This window comes from Bacillus atrophaeus (assembly GCF_001584335.1).
In the GTDB taxonomy this organism is placed as follows: Bacteria; Bacillota; Bacilli; order Bacillales; family Bacillaceae; genus Bacillus; species Bacillus atrophaeus.
On sequence record NZ_LSBB01000018.1, the window covers coordinates 428,062 to 452,556 of the forward strand.

Here is a 24,495-nt window from a genome sequence, read left to right on the forward strand (position 1 = left end):
AAATCTCCTATGATGATATAGGAGATTTTTTATTTATGAACGGAATATCTTGATGGAATTGCCAATCGCAGGAGTTGAAGGAAATGATTGAAGAAAAAGCAATAGTTATTGGCGGGGGGCCATGTGGATTATCAGCAGCCATTCACCTAAAACAAATTGGCATTGATGCACTTGTTATCGAAAAAGGAAATGTGGTCAACAGTATATACAATTATCCGACCCATCAAACCTTTTTCAGCTCAAGTGAAAAGCTTGAAATCGGTGATGTGGCGTTTATCACTGAAAACAGAAAACCCGTTAGAATTCAAGCCTTGTCTTATTACCGGGAAGTTGTCAGACGCAAAGACATACGCGTAAATGCATTTGAAACGGTGCAGACCGTTACGAAAACAGACGGAAACAAATTTCTGATCGAGACATCGAAAGGAACTTATGTGACACCGTACTGCATTATCGCAACAGGCTATTATGACAATCCGAATTATATGAACCTTCCGGGGGAACAGCTGCCTAAAGTTTTTCATTATTTCAAAGAAGGCCATCCATACTTTGATAAAGATGTTGTGGTCATCGGCGGGAAAAACTCAAGTGTTGACGCCGCGCTGGAGTTAGTGAAATGCGGAGCACGGGTTACGGTATTGTACAGAGGGAAAGAGTACTCATCAAGCATTAAGCCTTGGATACTGCCGGAGTTTGAAGCTCTTGTGAGAAACGGAACAATCCGTATGGAGTTTGGTGCATGTGTTGAAGAAATCACGGAAGATAAAGTAATGTTCCGTTCCGGACAAAACGAATTGGTGAGCATAAAAAATGATGTTGTATTTGCCATGACAGGCTACCATCCGGATCACGGTTTTCTTAAAAAAATCGGCGTGAAGATAGACGAAGAATCAGGCCGTCCTTATTTTAACGAAGAAACGATGGAAACAAATGTGGAAGGTGTTTTTATTGCGGGGGTTATCGCTGCCGGCAATAATGCCAATGAGATTTTTATTGAAAACGGGCGTTTCCACGGTGGATTAATCGCATCTGAAATATCAAAAAGAAATCATCATTAAACATCTTGTAAGAATGGGGCATATGAAAAAGATTCATATGCTCTTTTTTGCGGTTTTTCATAAAAGGCAGATGTAAAATGATAAACAACATGATACGATAGTTATAGGAATTTAAAGGAAAGAGGTTGCCTGATGTTTGCAATCATCTCTGCAGGAATAGCTCCAGGCATCGCGCTGTTAAGCTATTTTTATCTAAAAGATCAGTATGACAATGAACCTGTACACATGGTGCTGCGTTCTTTTTTTCTAGGTGTTGTACTTGTATTCCCTACCATGTTTATCCAATATGTATTAGAAAAAGAAAATGTGGGAGCCGGAAATTTGTTTGTTTCTTTCTTATCGTCAGGTGTTTTAGAGGAATCGTTAAAATGGTTTATCCTGATGGTAAGTGTATATCCTCACGCCCATTTTGATGAACATTATGACGGGATTGTATACGGGGCCAGCGTCTCCCTTGGATTCGCAACCCTTGAAAATATTCTCTATTTAGTTGGCCATGGAGTGGAACATGCTTTTGTGAGAGCGCTTTTACCTGTTTCATGTCATGCTCTCCTTGGCGTTATTATGGGATTTTACCTTGGAAAAGCACGTTTTTCGGATCAGAAAGCCCGCTTGAAATGGCTGCTTCTCTCATTGGTAATTCCTTCAACCCTTCACGGGTCGTATGATTTTATTCTGACAGCCCTTCATAATTGGGGCTATTACATGATCCCCTTTATGCTTTTTTTATGGTGGTTTGGTTTAAGGAAAGCGAAGAAAGCCCGCACCGTCAATATGATGCAATTATAATGTTGGAAGCTGCCCACTCGTGCAGCTTTTTTTTATGCCTGCAGGAAGAATGTTAAGAGGGATAAGAAGGAAAGAGTGTATAAAAATAACCTTGCTACAGAAAATACGACTACACTAAAAATTTGCTGTAGGAGGCTTGAAAAGATGAAGTCCAAAGGTGCGATCATGGTATGTCTCATCCTTTTTTCCTTTACAATAACCGCTTTTTCAAATTGCGAGAAGATTTATGCCTTTTCAAATCAAGTGATTCAAAGAGGGGCGACGGGAGATGACGTTATTGAATTACAAGCGCGTCTTCAATACAACGGATACTATAATGGCAAGATAGACGGGGTCTATGGATGGGGAACGTACTGGGCGGTAAGGAACTTTCAAAACCAGTTCGGTTTAAAAGAAATTGACGGTCTTGTCGGAGCGCAAACGAAACAAATCTTAATTTCAAAATCCAAATATTATCGGGAATATGTGGTTGAGCAGCTTCAAAAAGGAAATACATTTACACACTACGGAAAAATTCCGTTAAAGTATCAAACAAAGCCGTCTAAAGCAGCTACCCAACAAGCAAGGCAGAAGGCGGAGGCGCGGCAAACCCAGCCTGACCAAAACCAAAAAGCGCAGAACAAATCAGCTGGCAATCAGCAAGCACAAAAGAACGCACCGGCACAAAAAACACCGGAAAAAAAACCGGATGCTGTTGCGGCAAATATGCCGGGAGGGTTTTCAAATAATGATATTCAGCTTCTCTCTCAAGCAGTATATGGTGAAGCAAGGGGCGAGCCATACGAGGGGCAGGTGGCGATCGCAGCCGTTATTTTAAACCGTATTAACAGTCCATTGTTCCCAAATACGGTAGCGGGAGTTATTTTTGAACCGCTCGCCTTTACAGCGGTTGCCGACGGCCAGATTTATATGCAGCCGAATGAACGGGCCAAAGAAGCAGTGCTTGATGCGATAAATGGCTGGGACCCAACTGAAGAAGCCCTTTACTATTTTAATCCGGATACAGCGACAAGCGCATGGATTTGGGGACGACCGCAGATTAAAAGAATCGGAAAACACATTTTCTGTGAGTAAGAGCATGAAAAAGCATAAAAAAGAGGTGTGACAAATGATTAGAGGAATTTTAATCGCCGTACTGGGAATCGCCATCGTCGGCACAAGCTACTGGGGATATAAAGAGCACCAAGAAAAAGACGCTGTGCTTCTCCATGCTGAAAATAACTACCAGAGAGCATTCCATGACCTGACGTATCAAGTTGACCAGCTTCATGATAAAATCGGAACGACATTGGCCATGAACAGCAAAAAATCACTGTCTCCCGCTTTGGTAGACGTATGGCGGATTACCGCGGAAGCACACAACAACGTGAGCCAGCTTCCGCTTACCTTAATGCCGTTTAATAAAACGGAAGAGTTTTTATCCAATATCGGGGATTTCAGTTACAAAGCATCAATCAGGGATTTAGATCAAAAGCCGCTCGATAAAAAAGAATATTCATCCCTCAATAAGCTGTATCAGAAGTCAGAGGATATTCAAAATGAATTGCGCCATGTCCAGCATCTCGTTATGAGCAAAAACTTACGCTGGATGGATGTTGAGATGGCGCTTGCGTCCGATGAAAAACAGAGTGACAATACGATCATAAACAGCTTTAAAACAGTTGAAAAAAACGTAGGGTCATTCTCTGAATCCGAGTTCGGCCCGACCTTCACAAGCACGAAAAAAGAAGACAAAGGATTCGCCCATCTGAAAGGAAAACAAATAACTGAACAAGAAGCAAAGAACATCGCTCAGCGCTTTGCTCCGGACGATAACTATTCAATTAAAGTAAATAAAAGCGGCAAAAAAACAAATCGGGACGTTTATAGCGTCAGTATGAAAGACCCGGACCAAAAAGCAGCAATCTATATGGACATTACCCAAAAAGGCGGACATCCTGTTTATCTCATTCAAAACAGAGAAGTAAACAAACAGAAAATCAGTTTGAATGACGCCTCAAACAAAGCGCTTGCGTTCTTGAAGAAAAATGGATATGAGACAAAGGACCTTGAAATAGATGAAAGTGCCCAGTATGACAAAATCGGTGTATTTTCATACGTCCCGGTTGAAAAGAATGTGCGGCTTTATCCGGAAGCCATTCGTATGAAAGTGGCGCTTGATGATGGTGAGGTCGTCGGTTTTTCAGCGCGTGACTTTTTAGCGGCACACCGCACAAGAGATATTCCTAAGCCGGCTCTTTCTGTTGACGAAGCAAAAGAAAAACTGAACAAAAACGTGGATGTGAAAGAAACAAGACTTGCAATTATCACAAACGAGCTCGGGAAGGAAGTGCTTTGCTACGAGATGCTCGGTACGATTGAAAACGATACGTACAGGATGTTTATTAATGCCGATGACGGAACAGAAGAAAATGTCGAAAAACTAAAAAATGCTGAACCTATATACAAAGACCTATAAAAAAACAAGGAGGAAAGGACTAAATGTCTTTTCCTTTTTTACATAACATGCTTTAATAAAAAAGTGAAGCATATTGAAAATGAAAGAGTGAATTTCATGATAGATGTCGGGGATAGTGTAACAATTGAATATAAAGAAGAAAGCCAATTGAAAACAGTAAAAAGTAAAGCCGTGAGTGTGGAAAACGGTGAGCTGTTTATTGCATACCCAGTCGATCAGCATACAGGCCGGACGGTCTTTTTACATAACGGCACTGAAGTGATGGTGGAATTTGTCGGAAAAGATGAAATGCCGTATCAATTTAAAAGCAGCGTGAAAGGAAGAAAGAAGGACAAAATTCCGATGATTTGCCTGTCGCTTCCCAGCCAAGAACAGATAAAAAGAATACAAAGGCGGCAATATCTGCGGATCAGCGCCATATTAGATGTATATGTTCAAAGGAACAGCGATCAAAAAACGTTTCAAACTTTTTCATACAACATCAGTGCCGGAGGAATTGTGCTTCTATTGCCGGAAAACCTGTCCTTTATGCCTGAGGAAGAGCTGCATTTGCGAATCTGCCTTCCTGAAGAGAAAAAAACGCTTCAGGTCGACACAGACGCAATCGTTAAACGCGTCTTTTATGATACAAAATCAACAAAATATAAAATGACGCTGGAATACTCTAATATTGCCTCAGATCAGCAGCAGCTCGTACTGCAATACTGCTTTAGGCGCCAGCTTGAAAATAGAAGAAAGGGGCTCGCGGAATAAACAGGGGTAAACATTTCCATACTATTTGTATTGGAGGTGCGCCGTAATGAAAACTTTTGAACGCCTGCTGGTTAAATTATTGCTCGTCCAGGCAGTGATATTGATCGGTGTCCAGTGTCTTTTTCATTATCAACATATTGAACCATATGTATCAAAAGCCGTTCGATATGAAGGGGTCGATAAAATGGAAATTGAAGAGTGGATAGAGACATTTAAGCCGTAAGTATCGTCAATTTTTTCACCCTTTTTTGTATAGTTCATGATACAATCCATAGAGGAGAAAAGAGCAAGGAGAGAGATTATGGAGAAGAAATTATCAATTGCTATTGATGGACCGGCAGCTGCGGGGAAAAGCACTGTAGCAAAAATTGTAGCTGAAAAAAGGTCATATGTTTATATTGATACAGGAGCGATGTACCGGGCTATTACATATGTAGCGCTCAAGGAATCAGCAGATTTAACGGATGAAAAAATGCTGTCAGAGCTGCTGGAAAAAACAACTATTGAATTGATCACATCAAAAGAAGGACAAAAAGTATTAGTAAACGGAAATGATGTGACAGAAGACATCAGAAAAGATGAAGTCAGCAATCAAGTTTCTATCGTAGCCAAGCACAGATCAGTCAGAGAAGAAATGGTCAGAAGACAGCAGCTGCTGGGAGACAAAGGCGGCGTTGTCATGGACGGGCGTGACATCGGCACTCATGTGCTGCCGAATGCGGAAGTGAAAATCTTTCTCTTGGCGTCTGTTGAAGAGAGGGCCAATCGCCGTTTTGAAGAAAACGTAAAAAAGGGCTATGACGTAAACTACGAAACGTTAATTGAAGAAATCGCCAGAAGAGATAAGCTGGATTCCGAGCGGGAAGTTTCGCCCCTTCGCAAAGCGGATGATGCGGTCGAAATTGATACAACATCACTCTCAATTGACGAAGTGGCGGGCAGAATACTCGAGATTGCAGATCAAAAGTCCCGTCCAGCCGATAAGTAACTTCTTTTTTGAAATTTTTCAACAAAGACAAGATGTTATTGCTTGACAAACCTGTCCTTTTATTAGAAGTTAATACTAATAAAACTTTTTATTGGTCATTCAAAATCTTTTTTTGAATGATTCTTTAATACATATTCGGCTAAAAGCGGGCATTTTGCATGTTCAGCTTTCAAACCGTTTTAATTAAGCTGTGTAGGTTTGGACCAAGGAGGTTATTCAAATGACAGAGGAAATGAATCAAATTGATGTTCAAGTGCCAGAGGTTGGAGATGTAGTAAAAGGAATTGTTACAAAAGTGGAGGACAAGCATGTGGATGTTGAGATTATCAACGTCAAGCAGTCCGGCATTATTCCAATCAGTGAATTATCAAGTCTTCATGTAGAGAAAGCATCGGATGTCGTAAAGGCTGACGACGAGCTTGACCTGAAAGTGACGAAAGTGGAAGACGATGCTTTGATTTTATCTAAACGTGCTGTTGATGCAGACCGCGCTTGGGAAGACCTTGAGGAAAAATTTGAAACAAAAGAAGTGTTTGAAGCTGAAGTGAAAGATGTGGTAAAAGGCGGGCTCGTGGTTGATATCGGCGTTCGCGGTTTTATTCCTGCGTCGCTTGTTGAGGCTCACTTTGTCGAGGATTTCACTGATTATAAAGGAAGAACGCTTACTTTAATCGTAGTGGAGCTTGACAGGGATAAAAACAGAGTCATCCTGTCACATCGTGCTGTCGTAGAAAAAGAGCAAACAAATAAAAAACAAGAATTTCTGCAAACTTTAGAAGTCGGAAGTGTGCTTGAAGGTAAAGTGCAGCGTTTGACTGACTTCGGAGCGTTTGTAGATATTGGCGGGATCGACGGTCTTGTCCACATTTCGCAGCTTTCCCATTCTCATGTGGAAAAGCCATCTGATGTGGTGGAAGAAGGCCAGGAAGTGAAGGTGAAAGTCCTTTCTGTAGACCGCGATAATGAGCGTATTTCTTTATCTATTAAAGAGACGCTTCCGGGACCTTGGAGCCAGATTGGCGAAAAAGTCAAAAAAGGCGATGTTCTTGAAGGAAAGGTTCAGCGCCTCGTAAGCTTCGGTGCGTTTGTCGAGATTCTCCCCGGAGTGGAAGGCCTTGTGCACATTTCACAAATTTCCAATAAACATATCGGCACACCGCATGAAGTTTTGGAAGAAGGGCAAGATGTAAAAGTGAAAGTCCTTGATGTGAATGAAGGCGAGGAACGCATCTCACTTAGCATGCGTGAACTGGAAGAAGCGCCTCAAGGCGGTCAAGAAGACTATCGCCAGTATCAGGCCAAAGAAGAACAAAGCTCCGGTTTCCAGCTTGGAGATCTAATTGGTGATAAACTTAATAAACTAAAATAATTGGTGATGAACGTGACACGAGCAGAACGCAAAAGACAACATATAGATCACGCGCTGTCTACCGGACAAAAACGAGAGACAGGTCTTGACGATATAACGTTTGTTCATGTCAGTCTTCCCGATCTTGCATTAGAACAAGTGGATATAACAACAAAAATCGGCGAACTTACGAGCAGTTCGCCGATTTTTATCAATGCAATGACGGGCGGCGGCGGACAACATACATATGAAATTAATAAATCGCTGGCGAGAGCGGCGCGGGAGGCGGATATTCCTCTTGCTGTGGGTTCGCAAATGTCGGCTCTTAAAGACCCTTCTGAACGCTTTTCTTATGAAATTGTGAGAAAAGAAAATCCTGATGGGCTTATTTTTGCTAATTTAGGCAGTGAAGCGACAGCAGAACAGGCGAAACGGGCTGTTTCAATGCTTGAGGCGGATGCTCTGCAAATCCATCTGAACGTCATTCAGGAAATTGTCATGCCGGAAGGGGACAGAAGCTTCAGCGGCGCGCTTGGACGAATTGAGCAGATGTGCAAGGAGCTCGAAGTGCCTGTCATTGTAAAGGAAGTCGGATTTGGAATGAGTAAAGAATCGGCTGCCAGGCTGTATGAGTCGGGTGCGGCAGCCGTTGATATCGGCGGTTACGGCGGCACGAATTTCTCGAAAATTGAAAATCTCCGCAGAGATAAGCAACTGAACTTTTTTAACTCGTGGGGCATTTCAACAGCTGCAAGCTTAGCTGAAATCACATCACAGTTTCACGATAAGGCTGTTATCGCTTCCGGCGGTCTGCAGCATGCGCTTGATGTGGCCAAAGCGATCGCTCTCGGCGCTTCCTTTGCCGGAATGGCAGGCTACTTCTTAAAGGCGCTTACCGCTAAAGGGGAAGACGGATTAATTGATGAGATCCGTGAACTTCTGCAAGAACTAAAGGTGATCATGACTGTGCTCGGGGCCAAAACCATCCCTGAATTACAGCAGGCTCCTCTCGTCATACAAGGAGATACCCACCATTGGCTGAAGGAGAGAGGCGTGAATACATCCGCTTTTAGCGTACGTTAAAAGGATGACAAAAAATCTTTGTCATCCTTTTCGTATGCTTTTTTTTAATGCTATGATTTCCTCTTTTTGAATTCCCCGTTTTTCTCAAGGGCTGTCGCGCCGTTATGGTGAATGGACTGATCTCTGTCTGACTCCACTCGGTGAGAAGCTTTGAGTTTTCTTTCCTGTCTGTCTCTTCCCATCATCATTCTCCTTTTCGTTTATCAGCTGGTTTAAAAAACGTTCTCCGGCCCCATACTGTGTGTAGATGGAGGAACGCGAAATGGAACCATTTTATTATTATTGGTCAATGTGGTTTTTGTGGATACTGACGACTTTTATCCTCGAAAAGACAAAAAGCCGGTTTATCGTATCTGTTTTTATTTTGACAAATATCATCTTAAGCATACATCACTTTACTTTTTATTTTACGCTGAATGCTGCATACGTGATGTTTTATACAGCTGCATGTGCCTTTGGAGGTTATTTGGGTATGTATAAACGGCTCCGTTACATCGTTTTGCATATGACATTGGTGTTTGCGTATGCTTTTGTCTTTCTTTTTGCATTATATGATCCGGTTTGGTTCATCATAGAACCTGAGTGGGTTGTTGTGATGGTTTTTACGGTCGTGACAGCCGCGGTTGAAAGGAACTTTCGCGAGCGGCTTGCATTATTTGTTCTTGGAATGTGCCAGGGGGAGCTTTTGTACTCTTTCATCATTCAAAGATTTGCGGGTGCAGTCAGTATTGGTGATTTTAAATGGCTGTATGCATGCTCAGCAGGCACGATTTTGCTGTTTGGTATCTCGAAATGTGAACAGCTTGCCGGCCAACTCAGTCAAAAAGGCAAAAGATCCAACAAAGGAGCCACAAAAATGTCATGAGTAATTATGTATATCCCATTATTGCGGGAGTCATTGCAGGAGTGCTGACAAGGCTTTATATGCTGAAAACTGATTACCGCCAATATCCTACCTATATCCATGGAAAAGTGATCCATATTGCGCTTGGGTTAATTGCTGCCGGCCTCGGTGCGATTATTATGCCGGCTTTGTTGGAAGAAGAATTTACCGCGATTACTTTTCTGACATTAGCGGCAACGCAATTTCGAGATGTACGGAATATGGAGCGGAACACGCTGACCCAAATGGATTCTTATGAGCTTGTGTCCAGAGGCAGCACATATATCGAGGGGATTGCGATCGCGTTTGAAAGCAGAAATTATATTGTTATATTCACCGCGCTTCTCACAACATCAGCTTATGTGTTTTTCTCTTTATGGGCAGCTGTAATTGCGGCGGTTGTTTGCTTCTTGCTCGCGATGAAATTCATGTCCGGCAGTGTATTGAAAGATATAGTGGATATTGAATACATAAAGCCCCGTTTTGAAGGACCGGGTTTGTATGTTGATAATATTTATATTATGAATATCGGGTTGCCCGAGAAACAAGAGCTGATTTTAAAGCATGGAATGGGATTTATTTTAACACCGAAAAACTTTAATTCAGCTACTACAATTGCCAACTTAGGACAGCGGCAGGCTATTTTATTCGATGTTTCCAATGTGCTCGGCGTCTATCGCGATTCAGGGGAACCGTCACTTACGCCGCTGGCAAAACGGGATCTCAATGACGGCCGAGTCGGCATCTTCGTTCTGCCGCAAGTGCATCATCCGGATACCGCGCTTCAGATTATCAGCAATGTTCCGACCCTTGAGAATGCGATCAGAATGCCGACTGAATTTATTAAAAAGCAAGATAAGGTGATAAAATGAGCGATTCCTTAACGAATTTTGTATTGGCTGTCATAACGACCAACCGAAACCGGGCGATCGGCGGGACAACCATCTTTTTTTGTGAAGATCAAAAGGAAATGGAGCTTTACGCTACAAATCTTGAAGCCATTCTTGACGGAATTGCCCATCGTATTGGGGACGACTTATATTTGATTGTGAAACATTTTTAAGAATACGTTGTGATCTTACTGAAAACTGATATAATAAATGAGTTAAGCCCTTCAGTTTGAAGGGTTTCTTTTCATAAAAAGTAAAAATAAGAATACTAATAACCGGTTGAAAATTTATGTAAAAAATGAAAGCGGCTGGATTGAAAGGAAGGGTACAATGGGTAAACCTGTCGTAGCCATAGTCGGGAGACCGAATGTAGGGAAGTCCACAATCTTTAATAGGATTGCGGGTGAAAGAATCTCAATAGTAGAAGATACCCCTGGAGTGACCAGGGACCGGATATACAGCTCAGCTGAATGGCTGAACTATGATTTTAACCTGATTGATACGGGCGGTATTGATATCGGTGATGAACCGTTTATGACACAGATTCGCCAGCAGGCTGAAATCGCCATGGATGAAGCGGATGTCATCATTTTTATGGTGAATGGCCGTGAAGGAGTGACGGCAGCCGATGAAGAGGTCGCCAAAATTCTGTACCGGACGAAAAAGCCGGTTGTTCTTGCGGTGAATAAATTGGATAATACTGAAATGAGAGCGAATGTTTATGATTTTTACTCGCTTGGTTTTGGAGAGCCATATCCGATTTCAGGCACCCACGGACTGGGTTTAGGTGATTTGCTTGACGCTGCAGCGGAACATTTCAAAAACATTCCGGAGACAAAGTACAACGAAGAAGTTGTGCAATTTTGCCTTATCGGACGCCCGAATGTCGGAAAATCTTCTCTTGTTAACGCTATGCTCGGAGAAGAGCGGGTCATTGTAAGCAACGTGGCCGGAACAACAAGAGACGCAGTGGACACAATGTTCAGCTACAATCAGCAGGATTTTGTGATTGTCGATACTGCAGGTATGAGAAAAAAAGGAAAAGTATATGAAACAACCGAAAAATACAGTGTGCTGCGTGCGCTAAAAGCGATTGACCGCTCAGAAGTGGTTGCCGTTGTGCTTGATGGGGAAGAAGGTATCATTGAGCAGGACAAGCGTATTGCAGGCTATGCTCATGAAGCGGGCAAGGCTGTAGTCATTGTTGTGAACAAATGGGATGCTGTTGATAAAGATGAGCGGACGATGAAAGAATTCGAGCAAAATATCCGCGATCATTTTCAATTTCTTGATTATGCGCCGATACTATTCATGTCGGCTTTAACAACAAAACGCATTCATACGCTGATGCCTGCTATAATTAAGGCGAGTGAAAATCATTCGCTCCGTGTGCAGACCAATGTTTTAAATGACATCATCATGGACGCGGTAGCGATGAATCCGACACCGACGCATAATGGGCAGCGCCTGAAAATTTACTATGCGACACAGGTCGCTGTAAAGCCGCCGAGTTTTGTCGTTTTCGTAAATGATCCGGAGCTTATGCACTTCTCTTACGAAAGGTTTTTAGAAAATCGGATCAGAGATGCATTTGATTTTGAAGGGACACCAATTAAAATATTTGCAAGAGCGAGAAAATAAAAAGGTGTGATTCAACTATGAAAAAAGTGACGATGCTCGGAGCTGGGAGCTGGGGAACCGCACTCGCTTTGGTCCTTGCAGATAACGGACATCAAGTGTGTATGTGGGGTCACCGCCCTGAGCTTATCAGTCAAATTAATGAACGTCATGAAAACAAGGATTATTTGCCGGATGTAAAGCTTCCTGAAGAAATTACAGGAACAACAGATTTGCAGGAATCATTGAAGGATGCTGATTTCATTATTGTCGCTGTCCCGACAAAAGCAATCCGTGAAGTATTAAGCCAAGCTGTGCCTTATATTACTAAAAAGGCTGTCTTTGTCCACGTCAGCAAAGGAATTGAACCGGACACGCTTCTTCGTATTTCGGAAATTATGGAAGAAGAGCTGCCTGCCGATATCAGAAAAGATATCGTCGTGCTTTCCGGACCGAGTCATGCAGAGGAAGTCGGCCTGCGGCACCCGACTACGGTGACTTCTTCTTCAAAAAGCATACAGTCGGCGGAAGAGGTACAGGATTTATTTATGAATCATAATTTCCGCGTATACACAAACCCGGATATTATCGGCGTTGAAATCGGCGGTGCTTTGAAAAACATTATCGCCCTTGCAGCAGGGATCACTGACGGCTTAGGGTACGGAGATAATGCAAAGGCGGCCCTGATTACGCGGGGACTTGCCGAAATCGCCAGACTCGGAACAAAAATGGGCGGCAATCCGCTGACCTTTTCAGGCTTAGCGGGTGTAGGGGACCTGATTGTGACGTGTACAAGCGTTCATTCAAGAAACTGGCGCGCCGGCAATATGCTTGGAAAAGGTTACAAACTCGAAGCTGTTCTTGAAGAAATGGGAATGGTGGTTGAAGGGGTCCGCACCACAAAAGCGGCTTATCAGCTGTCTGAAAAGTATCAGGTGAAAATGCCGATTACAGAAGCTCTTCATCAGGTTCTTTTTAACGGGCAAACAGTAGAAACAGCAGTCGAATCCCTAATGGCGCGGGTGAAAACCCACGAAATGGAGGATTTGGTGAATACGTTTGAAAATCAAGTGAAGTAAAAAAAGTGACAATCCGCTGACAGCCTGCATATTCTGGGTTGAACGATTATCACGAAAAAAATGGAGCTTCCCGGCCCGGAATCGCTTGAAACATTTTGGCGATTTAGGCAGGAGAGGATGCATCTGTACGGACACTTGCATACTATAGCATCGAAGTCCAAGAGAGCTGGATCTAAAACGTGTAGGTAAATATAGTCATATGACTGAAGCGAAGCCCCCCCTTTGCTTCAGTTTTTTTGTACTTTCAAAGGTTGGAAAATCTGTTGATCTTTTCAACCTTTGTATATTAAAATGAAATATAACGCTTACATAACATATATACAGGGGAAGGGGCGGATCGTTTGAGTCTGGCATTAATGAAAATGTGGTTTGCACTTGGAGCCATGGGTTTAATGTTCATCGCCGTTGCAGCTATTTATATGAGCCGATACAAATGTAAAAATGCTTTTTTGAAAGCTGGCGTGTCTTCGCTTGCCTACGCTTGTATGCTGATATCGGGATTGATTGTGATCATTGTCGTTTTCAGCGGCCCTGTCAATGAATAAATGTGCAAAAGGAAGTGTGGTATGGTCAAACTGAAATGCGCCTTCATTTTCTTTTCTGCGATTCTTTTATCAGGGTGCTTATACCCGGAGGAGCGCAAAGTTGAAAATGCCATTCCTTATGAGGAGCAATTAAAACAGGTTCAGTCTGCGGTTGACAAGTTTAAAGAGGCGAATGGAGGGCTTCTTCCGATTCAGACAAAGGATATGAAAACACCGATTTATCAAAAATATCCGATTGATTTTAATCGTTTGGCCCCGAGATATATCGCTGAACCGCCAAGCACAGCTTTTGAAAGCGGAGGAGACTACCAATATGTGCTCGTGGATGTGGAGAACAATCCTTCCGTAAAGCTGATAGATTTAAAGATGGCTGAAAAAATCCGTGATATCAAACTTCGGGTAAAAATGTACAAGGAACAGCAAGGCTATCCCCCTTATGAGGATGTATTATCCCGTGATTTATTCACCTTAGACGCGAAGAAATTGGGTATGAAGCATGCGCTCACCGTCACAAGCCCCATATCGGGAGCCTCTCTGCCGCTTATGATCGGAGGCGATGGAGACATCTATGCTGATTACAGAATTGATTTGGCTGATTGTATGAAACAAAGCAAAAAAGATCTCAAGCCCGGCGCTGAAATCCAGGATATCATTTGGGAAGAGACACCCTTTGTACCCGCGTTTTCCGTCAAGTATACCGTTAATGAAAAACAAGAACCCGTTTTTTTAGAAAATGATATGAAACAGGAATGAACCTTTCTCCCTCGCATACAAATAGGGAGAAAGGTTTTTTCATACTTTACTAGAATGAGAATTGAAAATTTTCTAAAGGTGTCATATTGAAATAGGACAACGTCATACACATATAGTGTCCTGTATTTGATTGATGAAGGTGAAATGAATGGTGAATAAAAATGATTAGGATAGGAAGTCCGGGAGGGGATCACTTGGAAAAGGTCGATATTTTCAAGGATATCGCTGAACGAACAGGAGGCGATATATATTTAGGGGTCGTTGGAGCTGTCCGTACAGGGAAATCTACGTTTATTAAGAAATTTATGGAGCTTGTGGTGCTCCCGAATATCAGCAACGAAGCTGACCGTGCACGTGCACAGGATGAGCTGCCGCAAAGCGCTGCCGGAAAAACGATTATGACAACAGAGCCTAAGTTTGTTCCTAATCAGGCGATGTCTGTCCATGTATCAGACGGACTTGATGTCAATATAAGGCTGGTAGATTGCGTAGGGTACACGGTGCCCGGAGCTAAAGGCTATGAGGATGAAAACGGACCGAGAATGATTAACACGCCTTGGTACGAAGAGCCGATTCCATTCCATGAGGCTGCTGAAATCGGTACGAGAAAAGTGATTCAAGAACACTCGACAATCGGGGTAGTCATTACCACAGACGGTTCTATCGGCGATATCGCCAGAAACGACTATGTCGAAGCAGAAGAACGAGTCATTGACGAGCTGAAAGAAGTCGGCAAACCTTTCATTATGGTCATTAACTCGGTGAAGCCGTATCATCCTGAAACAGAGGCGCTGCGCCAGAGTTTAATGGAAAAGTATGATATCCCGGTACTGGCGATGAGTGTTGAAAGCATGAGAGAAACAGATGTACTCAGCGTGCTCAGAGAAGCGCTTTACGAGTTTCCGGTGCTTGAAGTGAATGTGAATCTCCCAAGCTGGGTCATGGTGCTGAAAGAGAACCATTGGCTGCGGGAAAGCTATCAAGACTCTGTCAAGGAAACGGTAAAAGATATCAAGCGGCTGCGGGATGTTGATCGGGTTGTCGGTCAATTCAGCGAATTCGATTTTATTGAAAGTGCAGGACTTGCCGGGATTGAAATGGGGCAGGGGATAGCTGAAATTGACCTGTATGCGCCGGATCATCTATACGATCAGATTTTAAAAGAAGTAGTCGGTGTTGAAATCAGAGGGAGAGACCACTTGCTTGAGCTTATGCAGGATTTTGCCCATGCTAAAACAGAGTATGACCAGGTCTCCGACGCTTTGAAAATGGTGAAACAGACCGGATACGGGATCGCTGCGCCGGCATTGTCGGATATGAGTTTAGATGAACCAGAAATCATACGACAGGGCTCCAGATTCGGCGTCAGGCTGAAAGCGGTCGCGCCGTCCATTCATATGATCAAAGTTGATGTAGAAAGCGAATTCGCTCCGATCATCGGGACTGAAAAACAAAGCGAAGAACTTGTCCGCTACTTAATGCAGGACTTTGAGGATGATCCGCTTTCCATTTGGAATTCAGATATTTTCGGAAGATCGTTAAGCTCCATCGTGAGGGAAGGCATACAGGCCAAATTATCTCTCATGCCTGAGAATGCGAGGTATAAACTGAAAGAAACGCTGGAAAGAATCATTAACGAAGGCTCCGGCGGTTTGATAGCGATTATCCTGTAATATGGAAGACCTCTTTAGAAATGGGAGGTCTTTTTTTATTGTCCGCAGATAATGGAAATAGATCAAGGAATAGGATGATATAAGTAAAAAAAGGAATATTTGTTCGGTTTATCACCCTAAATCCTTGACGAGCAAGGGATTGAAGCTTTAAAATGCTTGATATGGCTTTTTATATGTGTTACTCTACATACAGAAAATCTTCACTCTGTTGGACAAACATTCCTCAGAGCGCAGATTTCTCTATAAGAAGCCGTATGTGCCCTTCCTCTGAATTTTTTTCAGAGAGGTTTAGAATCAGGCTGAACTGTGAAGAAATGATAATAATCTACCTGAATTTATTACTTTTGGGAGGAGGTGAAAGGCATGAACAAGACAGAACTAATCAATGCAGTTGCGGAAGCAAGCGAGTTGTCTAAAAAAGACGCTACAAAAGCAGTTGACTCTGTTTTTGATACGATTTTAGATGCACTTAAAAATGGTGATAAAATCCAACTGATCGGTTTTGGTAACTTTGAGGTGCGTGAGCGTTCAGCACGTAAAGGACGTAACCCGCAAACAGGTGAAGAAATCGAAATTCCGGCAAGCAAGGTACCTGCTTTCAAACCAGGTAAAGCTCTTAAAGACGCTGTTGCAGGAAAATAATTGTGAATATAGATCGTGTATGCATCTAGCTTACATACACTTTATTTCTTCACAGAAAAGCCCCTTTTTAAGGGGCTTTTCATTTTTTAAAACGCCCCGATCTTTTCGTGACCCATTTAGGGCTTTCGTTTTGCTTTTGGCGTGATATGTGTGCTAGAATCGAAATTAAATGTATTCATTGGTGGAGGACATAGAAGATGAAAGAAGTTAATAAAGAACAGATTGAACAAGCGGTTCGCCAAATTTTAGAAGCGATTGGAGAAGACCCAAACCGGGAAGGGCTGTTGGACACTCCGAAAAGAGTCGCAAAAATGTACGCCGAAGTTTTTTCCGGACTGAATGAAGATCCAAAAGAACATTTTCAAACCGTCTTCGGTGAGGACCATGAAGAGCTTGTTCTTGTGAAGGATATCGCATTTCATTCTATGTGTGAGCATCATCTTGTTCCTTTTTACGGAAAAGCGCACATTGCTTATATACCGCGCGGCGGAAAGGTCACAGGCCTCAGTAAATTGGCTCGTGCCGTCGAAGCCGTAGCAAAGCGCCCTCAGCTTCAGGAGCGCATTACATCAACGATTGCAGAAAGCATCGTGGAAACACTCGATCCGCACGGCGTGATGGTTGTAGTTGAGGCGGAGCACATGTGCATGACAATGAGAGGCGTCAGAAAGCCGGGGGCAAAAACAGTCACTTCTGCTGTGCGAGGCATTTTCAAAAACGATGCTGCTGCCCGTTCTGAAGTGTTAGATCATATTAAACGACATGACTAAATAAGATAGAGGGTGCTCTTATATGAACCAAAAGCATTCAAGCGATTTTGTCGTCATTAAAGCGGTTGAGGACGGAGTGAATGTAATCGGCCTGACAAGAGGAACAGATACAAAGTTTCATCATTCCGAAAAGCTGGACAAAGGCGAAGTGATCATTGCTCAGTTTACTGAGCATACATCTGCGATTAAAGTCAGAGGCGAGGCCCTCATTCAAACCGCGTATGGAGAAATGAAAAGCGAGAAAAAATAAACTGGCTGTCCCCGCTGTTGCCGCAAATGCTCTCAAACAGCGGGATGGTACAGCTAATTTCTTTTTTTTATGCTATAATGATATCTGCGTATAAAAATGACAAAAAAGAATGTATTACATATATAATTTAGAATAAATGTGAATTTGGGGACAAGGGTGATATTTTTGCAAGACATCTACGGAACTTTAGCGAATCTGAATACGAAATTAAAACAAAAGCTGTCACATCCTTATTTAGCGAAACATATTTCCGCGCCTAAAATTGATGAGGATAAGCTTCTTCTTTTTCATGCGTTATTTGAAGAGGCGGACATTAAGCCTGAAGACAAAGAAAATTATATTGTAACAGCGATGCTTGTCCAAAGCGCCCTTGATACCCACGATGAAGTGACAACTGCCAGAGCAATAAAGCGAGACGAAAATAAAAATCGGCAATTGACCGTCCTTGCCGGCGACTATTTCAGCGGGCTGTACTATTCTCTCCTGTCAGAAATGAAGGATATATACATGATTCGGACGCTTGCTACAGCAATTAAAGAGATCAATGAGCACAAAATACGTCTGTACGACCGTTCTGTACGGGATGCAAACCATTTTTTTGAGAGTGTTGCTATTGTGGAGGCGGCATTATTCCATAGAGTATCGGAACACTTCAACCTTCCTCGCTGGAAAATACTATCAAGTGACTTTTTTGTATATAAACGGCTTATGAACGGGCATGATACATTTCTTGATGTGATCGGCGGTTTCGTTCATTCAGGCAAAACAATGGCAGAGATACTAGAAGACAGCCGCAAAAAAGCACAGCACAGCATTGAAACGATCCTGCCTGTGAATTCACCTATTCAAAATATGTTATTAAATCGTCTGAAAACAATCAGCCAAGACAAAACTTATCATCAGAAAGTGGAAGAAGGGTAACCATTATGCAGGAGTCTAAAGAACAGCGAGTACACGGCGTATTTGAGAAAATATATAAAAATTATGACCAGATGAACTCTGTCATCAGTTTTCAACAGCATAAAAAATGGCGTGAGAAAACAATGCGCATTATGGATGTGAAAGAAGGCGCCAAAGCACTGGATGTGTGCTGCGGAACAGCGGACTGGACCATCGCGCTTGCGGAAGCCGCCGGAAAAACAGGCGAGGTAAAAGGCTTGGATTTCAGCAAAAATATGCTGAGCATCGGCGAAAAAAAAGTAAAAGACGGCGGATACAGCCAAATCGAACTGCTGCACGGAAATGCGATGGAACTTCCTTTTGATGATAATTCATTTGATTATGTCACAATAGGTTTCGGACTTCGCAACGTCCCGGACTATTTAACGGTTTTGAAAGAGATGAGACGTGTGGTAAAGCCAGGCGGACAGGTCGTTTGCCTTGAAACGTCCCAGCCTGAAATGTTTGGTTTTAAGCAAGCCTATTTTATGTACTTTAAATATATTATGCCGTTTTTCGGCAAGCTGTTTGCGAAAAGCTATAAAGAATACTCTTGGCTTCAAGAATCAGCAAGAGAATTTCCCGGTATGAAGGAACTTGCGCGCCTGTTTGAAGAGGCGGGCCTTAAAAATGTCAAATATCATTCGTTTACTGGCGGTGTCGCTGCCACGCATATCGGATGGAAATAACGAATACACAGATGTTTGGGTGAATGATATGAAATTTAAAATGGCCTATTCTTTTTTAAATGACGATATTGATATAATCGAAAAAGAACTTGAACAAACCGTACGTTCCGACTATCCGTTACTAAGTGAAGCGGGGCTTCATCTGCTCCAAGCGGGGGGCAAACGAATCCGCCCGGTTTTTGTTTTGCTTTCCGGAATGTTTGGAAACTACGACATTAACAAGATCAAATATGTCGCCGTCACATTAGAAATGATTCACATGGCGTCTCTTGTTCATGATGATGTGATAGACGATGCTGAGCTTAGAAGAGGGAAGCCTACGATTAAAGCGAAGTGGGACAATCGTATCGCAATGTATACGGGCGATTATATGCTTGCCGGCTCTCTTGAGATGATGACAAGAATTAACGAACCGAAAGCTCACCGTATTCTCTCTCAAACCATTGTTGAAGTATGCCTCGGTGAAATCGAGCAGATTAAAGATAAATACAACATGGAACAAAACCTAAGAACGTATTTGCGGCGTATAAAAAGAAAAACCGCTATCCTCATTGCCGTCAGCTGTCAGTTGGGAGCCATTGCTTCCGGAGCGGATGAAAAGGTTCATAAAGCGTTGTATTGGTTTGGCTATTATGTGGGGATGTCTTATCAGATTATCGATGATATATTAGATTTCACTTCAACAGAAGAAGAGCTTGGGAAACCGGTCGGAGGAGATTTGCTGCAAGGAAATATCACACTCCCGGTTTTATATGCATTGGAGCATCCCGGATTGCGAAATCAGCTTAAATTGATAAATAGCGAGACGACACAGGAACAGCTTAATCCTATTATTGAAGAAATTAAGAAAACAAATGCGATCAAAAAATCAATGGACGTCAGTGAAATGTATTTGGAGAAGGCTTTCCAAAAACTAAATACTTTGCCGAGAGGGCGCGCGCGCTCATCCCTTGCTTCCATCGCAAAATATATCGGAAAACGAAAATTTTAAGTTTTTTTCGAACAAGATGTGAATTTTCTCCTCCCCTGATTGATTAATTGTCAGAAAGATGTTACGATTTCGTTGTACAACGTGAAAGCCTATACATACATAATGATGGGGTGGAGAATCTTATGGAAAAGACGTTTATCATGGTAAAACCTGACGGTGTAGAACGCCAGCTAGTCGGTGAAATTTTGTCTAGATTTGAACGTAAGGGCTTACAATTGGCCGGAGCCAAATTGATGGCCGTTTCTGAGCAAATGGCAGAAAATCATTATGCAGAACATAAAGGTAAACCATTCTTCGGAGAACTCGTGGAATTTATCACTTCAGGTCCCGTATTTGCGATGGTATGGGAAGGTGAGAACGTAATTGAAGTGACAAGGCAGCTGATCGGAAAAACAAATCCGCAAGAAGCATTGCCGGGCACGATTCGCGGAGACTTCGGAATGTTTGTAGGAAAAAATATTATCCATGGATCTGATTCTTTAGAAAGCGCAGAGCGCGAGATTAATATTTTCTTTAAACAAGAGGAATTAGTGCCTTATCAAAAACTCATGACCAATTGGATTTATTAAACATCAGCTGAAAGGCTCATGCTTTAAGACAATTTTATTGGTTTCAACTTTCTCTCGATTGTAAGGGTTTTCAATAATGTGTTAACAAATGGCAGGGTTTGAAAAACCCTGCCATTTCCCGTTTGAAATCAGCTGAAAGGCTGATTTTTTTGTTGAAACGATACAATTCCCCTAGAAAAAAAGCTATACTAGGACAAAAGAAAGCAAGGCTGGGAGAGAATCAATGGAAGCATACAATATATTCATCAGCAAATGGAAACAATTAACTGGAGTAGATCTTACTTTATACAAAGAAGCACAAATGAAGAGAAGGCTTACCTCATTATATGAAAAAAAGGGTTATCAGAACTTTAAGGAATTTGCTGAGGCTCTAGAGAAGGATCAGCGGCTTTTAAATGAAACATTAGACAGGATGACGATTAATGTTTCAGAATTTTACCGTAATTATAAAAGGTGGGAGGTTCTTGAAACCTCGATTTTACCATTAATAAAACATAAAAAACCGTTAAACATATGGAGTGCGGCATGTTCCACGGGAGAGGAACCGTATACGCTGGCCATGATTCTCGAGCAGCAAAAAGGGCTGTCCGGTTTTCAGATTTTGGCGACAGATATTGATGAGAAAGCGCTCGAAAAAGCAAAAACAGGAATATATCAGGAACGTTCATTACAGGAGGTTCCCGCGTCGGTAAAAGACAGGTTTTTTAAACAGAATGATGACAGAAGCTATCAAGTGAAAGCGGATATTAAAAAAAATATCAGGTTCAAAAAGCACAACCTGCTTGCTGATCGCTATGAACAGGATTTTGACTTAATTGTCTGCCGAAACGTTTTTATTTATTTTACAGAACAGGCGAAGGAAGAACTGTACTTAAAAATGGCGCAAAGCCTGAAAAAAAGCGGAATTTTATTCGTCGGCAGCACAGAGCAAATCTTCAACCCTGAGAAATACGGTCTGATTTCTGCTGATACATTCTTTTATCAAAAAAGATAGAATGACTTTTCACTAAAAAATATGTTATAGTTTTACTTAAAAGCGTTAATGTGATGAAGGGAGAAGAGGTCATGAGATATTTAACAGCTGGAGAATCACACGGTCCGCAATTGACAACCATTATAGAAGGTGTGCCTGCGGGGCTTTACATAACAGAAGAAGACATCAATTTTGAGCTTGCAAGACGCCAAAAAGGCCATGGACGGGGCCGCCGGATGCAGATTGAAAAAGACCAGGCGAAAATTATGAGCGGTGTACGTCACGCACGCACACTAGGTTCACCAATCGCGCTTGTTGTAGAAAACAAGGATTGGACCCACTGGACAAAGATTATGGGGGCTGCTCCCATTACTGAGGAAGAAGAAAATGAAATGAAACGCCAGATCTCAAGACCGAGACCGGGGCATGCCGATTTGAACGGTGCGATTAAATATAACCATCGTGATATGAGAAATGTGCTTGAACGTTCTTCTGCGAGAGAAACGACGGTAAGAGTGGCTGCTGGTGCCGTAGCGAAACAAATTCTTTCAGCGCTCGGCATTAAAGTGGCGGGCCACGTATTGGAAATTGGAGGCGTAAAAGCTGAAAAAACCGATTATACCTCTATTGAAGACCTGCAGCGAGTTACTGAGGAATCGCCAGTCAGATGCTATGACGAAGAAGCCGGCCGTAAAATGATGGATGCCATTGATGAAGCGAAAGCCAATGGAGATTCAATCGGCGGTATTGTAGAAGTTATTGTGGAAGGCATGCCTGTAGGTGTCGGCAGCTATGTTCACTATGATCGGAAACTCGACAGCAAACTTGCTGCCGCTGTATTATCAATCAACGCTTTCAAAGGTGTAGAGTTTGGCATCGGTTTTGAGGCGGCAGGCAAAAACGGAAGTGAAGTGCATGACGAAATCATTTGGGATGAAGAAAAAGGCTATACACGCGCAACCAACAGACTTGGAGGACTCGAAGGCGGTATGACGACAGGAATGCCGATTGTCGTCCGCGGTGTGATGAAGCCAATCCCTACATTGTATAAACCGCTGAAGAGCGTAGATATCGAAACAAAAGAGCCGTTTTCTGCAAGTATCGAACGGTCGGACAGCTGTGCGGTGCCGGCAGCAAGCGTAGTGGCTGAAGCGGCTGTGGCATGGGAAATTGCCAATGCCGTCGTTGAACAATTCGGCTTGGATCAGATTGACCGAATTAAAGAAAATGTGGAGAACATGAAAAAGCTGTCGAGGGAATTTTAATGAGAACACTGCATGTGGAAACAGCTTCCTCTTCATATCCTGTTTTTATCGGTGAAGGCATTAGAAAACAGGCTTCCGAGCTTTTGTCTTCATTGAACAGGCCGTTGACCAGTATTTTGCTCATTACGGATGAAGAAGTCGACCGCCTGTACGGTGAGGAAATGTTTCGTATATTAGAGGAGAAATGGCCCGTGAAAAAAGTGACGGTGCCAAGCGGCGAGCAGGCTAAATCCTTAGAGGTGTATACCCGGCTTCAGACGGAAGCCATTTCATTTCACATGGATCGCTCCTCATGTATCATCGCTTTTGGCGGCGGGGTCGTAGGAGATCTAGCCGGATTTGTGGCAGCCACGTTCATGCGGGGGATCGACTTCATTCAAATGCCGACGACGCTTTTGGCCCATGACAGCGCGGTAGGAGGAAAAGTAGCCGTTAACCATCCGATGGGGAAAAATTTGATCGGTGCTTTTTATCAGCCGAAAGCCGTGCTATACGATACAGAATTATTACACACACTTCCTCAAAAAGAGCTGAGATCAGGGATGGCAGAGGTCATTAAGCACGCTTTTATTTATGATCAAGCGTTTTTAGAGGAGCTATTGAGCATTCAAGCGCTGGATGACATAAACAGTGAACAGCTCAATGAGATGATTTATAAAGGCATTTCCATTAAATCATCTGTTGTCAATCAAGATGAAAAGGAAGAAGGAATCAGAGCCTTCTTAAATTTCGGTCATACACTCGGGCACGCTGTTGAGGCGGAATATGGCTACGGCCAGATTACCCACGGTGACGCAGTGGCGCTCGGAATGCAGTTCGCTTTGTATGTAAGTGAACAAGCAGAAGGATGCCAAATGGACAGAGAGCTTCTTACGGAATGGTTCAAGAAGCTTGGATATCCTCATAGAATTAAACAGGAAGTTTCTACATCTGTACTAGTAAACCGTATGATGAATGATAAAAAAACCCGCGGAGGCATTATCCAGTTTATTGTATTGAAACAAATCGGCCAGGTAGCCGACCATGCGTTTTCAAAAGATGAACTGGAAAATTGGCTGAACAAATGGCGAATGGAGGAGACAGCATGATGATTCGCGGCATTCGCGGAGCAACAACCGTTGAAAATGATACAGAACAAGAGATCTTAAGCAAAACAAAACAGCTGTTGGAGAAAATGATCACAGAAAACAAAACAAAGCCGGAAGATGTTGTCCAAATGCTTCTTTCGGCGACTCCTGATTTGCATTCTGTTTTTCCAGCCAAAGCCGTGCGTGAGATCGCCGGATGGCAATATGTTCCGGTTACCTGTATGCAGGAAATGGACGTAAACGGCGGTTTGAAAAAATGTGTGCGTGTCATGATGACCGTTCAGACCGATGTGCCGCAAGATCAAATCAAACACATTTATTTAGAAAAAGCGGTCGGATTAAGACCAGATTTATCATTGACAAAAAATACTGAATTGTAATACGATAAGAACAGCTTAGAAA

At 42.7% G+C, this 24,495-nt stretch carries 29 protein-coding genes; 28 read left to right on the forward strand and 1 reads right to left on the reverse strand.

Features of this window, described 5'->3' with window-relative positions; genetic code table 11:
* The first annotated feature begins 83 nt into the window (after positions 1 to 83).
* The 9 genes from AXI57_RS11040 to fni all read left to right on the forward strand — a co-directional run bounded on the left by AXI57_RS11040 (position 84) and on the right by fni (position 8,477).
* On the forward strand, positions 84 to 1,058 hold the full coding sequence (locus AXI57_RS11040) for a YpdA family putative bacillithiol disulfide reductase (RefSeq protein WP_061572954.1): 975 nt from the start codon (positions 84 to 86) through the stop codon (positions 1,056 to 1,058).
* Positions 1,059 to 1,190: 132 nt separating this feature from the next.
* On the forward strand, positions 1,191 to 1,847 hold the full coding sequence (gene prsW / locus AXI57_RS11045; protein ID WP_004429730.1) for a glutamic-type intramembrane protease PrsW: 657 nt from the start codon (positions 1,191 to 1,193) through the stop codon (positions 1,845 to 1,847).
* A 144-nt stretch (positions 1,848 to 1,991) separates the two neighbouring features.
* The gene (gene sleB, locus AXI57_RS11050; protein ID WP_061670080.1) at positions 1,992 to 2,921 is read left to right on the forward strand and encodes a spore cortex-lytic enzyme; all 930 of its coding nucleotides are present in this window, start codon (positions 1,992 to 1,994) and stop codon (positions 2,919 to 2,921) included.
* A 34-nt stretch (positions 2,922 to 2,955) separates the two neighbouring features.
* Positions 2,956 to 4,305: a germination protein YpeB gene (gene ypeB, locus AXI57_RS11055; protein ID WP_061670081.1), complete on the forward strand. Its 1,350-nt coding sequence runs from the start codon at positions 2,956 to 2,958 to the stop codon at positions 4,303 to 4,305.
* A gap of 96 nt (positions 4,306 to 4,401) precedes the next feature.
* Complete coding sequence (locus tag AXI57_RS11060; RefSeq protein WP_061670082.1) at positions 4,402 to 5,058, forward strand: flagellar brake protein; 657 nt, start codon at positions 4,402 to 4,404, stop codon at positions 5,056 to 5,058.
* Between the two features lie 46 nt (positions 5,059 to 5,104).
* Complete coding sequence (locus tag AXI57_RS21350; RefSeq protein ID WP_004429738.1) at positions 5,105 to 5,281, forward strand: YpfB family protein; 177 nt, start codon at positions 5,105 to 5,107, stop codon at positions 5,279 to 5,281.
* A gap of 78 nt (positions 5,282 to 5,359) precedes the next feature.
* Positions 5,360 to 6,046, forward strand: a complete 687-nt coding sequence (gene cmk / locus AXI57_RS11065) for a (d)CMP kinase (protein ID WP_061670083.1) — start codon at positions 5,360 to 5,362, stop codon at positions 6,044 to 6,046.
* A gap of 220 nt (positions 6,047 to 6,266) precedes the next feature.
* A complete protein-coding gene (rpsA, locus tag AXI57_RS11070) occupies positions 6,267 to 7,415 on the forward strand; it encodes a 30S ribosomal protein S1 (RefSeq protein ID WP_004429740.1) in 1,149 nt (382 codons plus the stop codon).
* Positions 7,416 to 7,427: 12 nt separating this feature from the next.
* A complete protein-coding gene (gene fni / locus AXI57_RS11075; protein WP_061670249.1) occupies positions 7,428 to 8,477 on the forward strand; it encodes a type 2 isopentenyl-diphosphate Delta-isomerase in 1,050 nt (349 codons plus the stop codon).
* A 50-nt stretch (positions 8,478 to 8,527) separates the two neighbouring features.
* Here fni and AXI57_RS20865 read toward each other — a convergent pair whose 3' ends face one another.
* Positions 8,528 to 8,659 carry a YpzI family protein gene (locus AXI57_RS20865; RefSeq protein ID WP_004429742.1) on the reverse strand — a complete coding sequence of 44 codons (132 nt, stop codon included), beginning with the start codon at positions 8,657 to 8,659 and terminating at the stop codon, positions 8,528 to 8,530.
* Positions 8,660 to 8,739: 80 nt separating this feature from the next.
* Here AXI57_RS20865 and AXI57_RS11080 point away from each other — a divergent pair, with 80 nt between their 5' ends.
* The 19 genes from AXI57_RS11080 (at position 8,740) to aroH (ending at position 24,473) form a co-directional block, all read left to right on the forward strand.
* A complete protein-coding gene (locus tag AXI57_RS11080) occupies positions 8,740 to 9,342 on the forward strand; it encodes a YphA family membrane protein (RefSeq protein WP_061670084.1) in 603 nt (200 codons plus the stop codon).
* Entirely contained in the window at positions 9,339 to 10,232 is an 894-nt protein-coding gene (locus AXI57_RS11085; protein ID WP_004429744.1) for a YIEGIA family protein, read from the forward strand. The genes AXI57_RS11080 and AXI57_RS11085 overlap by 4 nt, the downstream gene beginning before the upstream one ends.
* Positions 10,229 to 10,423: a capping complex subunit for YIEGIA gene (locus tag AXI57_RS11090; protein ID WP_004429745.1), complete on the forward strand. Its 195-nt coding sequence runs from the start codon at positions 10,229 to 10,231 to the stop codon at positions 10,421 to 10,423. Before AXI57_RS11085 ends, AXI57_RS11090 begins: the two co-directional genes overlap by 4 nt.
* Positions 10,424 to 10,580: 157 nt before the next feature.
* Positions 10,581 to 11,891: a ribosome biogenesis GTPase Der gene (der, locus tag AXI57_RS11095; RefSeq protein WP_004429746.1), complete on the forward strand. Its 1,311-nt coding sequence runs from the start codon at positions 10,581 to 10,583 to the stop codon at positions 11,889 to 11,891.
* A gap of 17 nt (positions 11,892 to 11,908) precedes the next feature.
* Positions 11,909 to 12,946: an NAD(P)H-dependent glycerol-3-phosphate dehydrogenase gene (locus tag AXI57_RS11100; RefSeq protein WP_061670085.1), complete on the forward strand. Its 1,038-nt coding sequence runs from the start codon at positions 11,909 to 11,911 to the stop codon at positions 12,944 to 12,946.
* Positions 12,947 to 13,287: 341 nt separating this feature from the next.
* Entirely contained in the window at positions 13,288 to 13,491 is a 204-nt protein-coding gene (locus AXI57_RS11105; RefSeq protein ID WP_004429748.1) for a DUF2768 domain-containing protein, read from the forward strand.
* A gap of 21 nt (positions 13,492 to 13,512) precedes the next feature.
* Entirely contained in the window at positions 13,513 to 14,244 is a 732-nt protein-coding gene (locus AXI57_RS11110) for a hypothetical protein (protein WP_061670086.1), read from the forward strand.
* A gap of 194 nt (positions 14,245 to 14,438) precedes the next feature.
* Positions 14,439 to 15,917, forward strand: a complete 1,479-nt coding sequence (spoIVA, locus tag AXI57_RS11115; protein ID WP_004429750.1) for a stage IV sporulation protein A — start codon at positions 14,439 to 14,441, stop codon at positions 15,915 to 15,917.
* Positions 15,918 to 16,280: 363 nt separating this feature from the next.
* Positions 16,281 to 16,559, forward strand: coding sequence for a non-specific DNA-binding protein Hbs (hbs, locus tag AXI57_RS11120; protein ID WP_003153447.1), 279 nt, complete (start codon positions 16,281 to 16,283; stop codon positions 16,557 to 16,559).
* Positions 16,560 to 16,756: 197 nt separating this feature from the next.
* Positions 16,757 to 17,329 (forward strand): GTP cyclohydrolase I FolE, encoded by a 573-nt coding sequence (gene folE / locus AXI57_RS11125; RefSeq protein WP_004429751.1) that lies wholly within the window; start codon positions 16,757 to 16,759, stop codon positions 17,327 to 17,329.
* A 22-nt stretch (positions 17,330 to 17,351) separates the two neighbouring features.
* Positions 17,352 to 17,579: a trp RNA-binding attenuation protein MtrB gene (mtrB, locus tag AXI57_RS11130; protein WP_003230576.1), complete on the forward strand. Its 228-nt coding sequence runs from the start codon at positions 17,352 to 17,354 to the stop codon at positions 17,577 to 17,579.
* A gap of 165 nt (positions 17,580 to 17,744) precedes the next feature.
* Positions 17,745 to 18,500 (forward strand): heptaprenyl diphosphate synthase component 1, encoded by a 756-nt coding sequence (hepS, locus tag AXI57_RS11135; RefSeq protein WP_004429753.1) that lies wholly within the window; start codon positions 17,745 to 17,747, stop codon positions 18,498 to 18,500.
* A 5-nt stretch (positions 18,501 to 18,505) separates the two neighbouring features.
* Positions 18,506 to 19,207, forward strand: coding sequence for a demethylmenaquinone methyltransferase (gene menG, locus AXI57_RS11140; RefSeq protein WP_061670087.1), 702 nt, complete (start codon positions 18,506 to 18,508; stop codon positions 19,205 to 19,207).
* A 28-nt stretch (positions 19,208 to 19,235) separates the two neighbouring features.
* Positions 19,236 to 20,198, forward strand: coding sequence for a heptaprenyl diphosphate synthase component II (hepT, locus tag AXI57_RS11145; protein WP_004429757.1), 963 nt, complete (start codon positions 19,236 to 19,238; stop codon positions 20,196 to 20,198).
* Positions 20,199 to 20,320: 122 nt separating this feature from the next.
* Complete coding sequence (ndk, locus tag AXI57_RS11150) at positions 20,321 to 20,767, forward strand: nucleoside-diphosphate kinase (protein ID WP_004429759.1); 447 nt, start codon at positions 20,321 to 20,323, stop codon at positions 20,765 to 20,767.
* 223 nt (positions 20,768 to 20,990) lie between these two features.
* Positions 20,991 to 21,761, forward strand: coding sequence for a protein-glutamate O-methyltransferase (locus AXI57_RS11155; protein WP_061670088.1), 771 nt, complete (start codon positions 20,991 to 20,993; stop codon positions 21,759 to 21,761).
* Positions 21,762 to 21,832: 71 nt separating this feature from the next.
* Positions 21,833 to 23,005: a chorismate synthase gene (aroC, locus tag AXI57_RS11160; RefSeq protein WP_004429762.1), complete on the forward strand. Its 1,173-nt coding sequence runs from the start codon at positions 21,833 to 21,835 to the stop codon at positions 23,003 to 23,005.
* Positions 23,005 to 24,093 (forward strand): 3-dehydroquinate synthase, encoded by a 1,089-nt coding sequence (gene aroB, locus AXI57_RS11165; RefSeq protein WP_061670089.1) that lies wholly within the window; start codon positions 23,005 to 23,007, stop codon positions 24,091 to 24,093. Before aroC ends, aroB begins: the two co-directional genes overlap by 1 nt.
* Complete coding sequence (gene aroH / locus AXI57_RS11170; protein ID WP_010789062.1) at positions 24,090 to 24,473, forward strand: chorismate mutase; 384 nt, start codon at positions 24,090 to 24,092, stop codon at positions 24,471 to 24,473. The genes aroB and aroH overlap by 4 nt, the downstream gene beginning before the upstream one ends.
* The last annotated feature ends 22 nt before the right edge of the window (positions 24,474 to 24,495 follow it).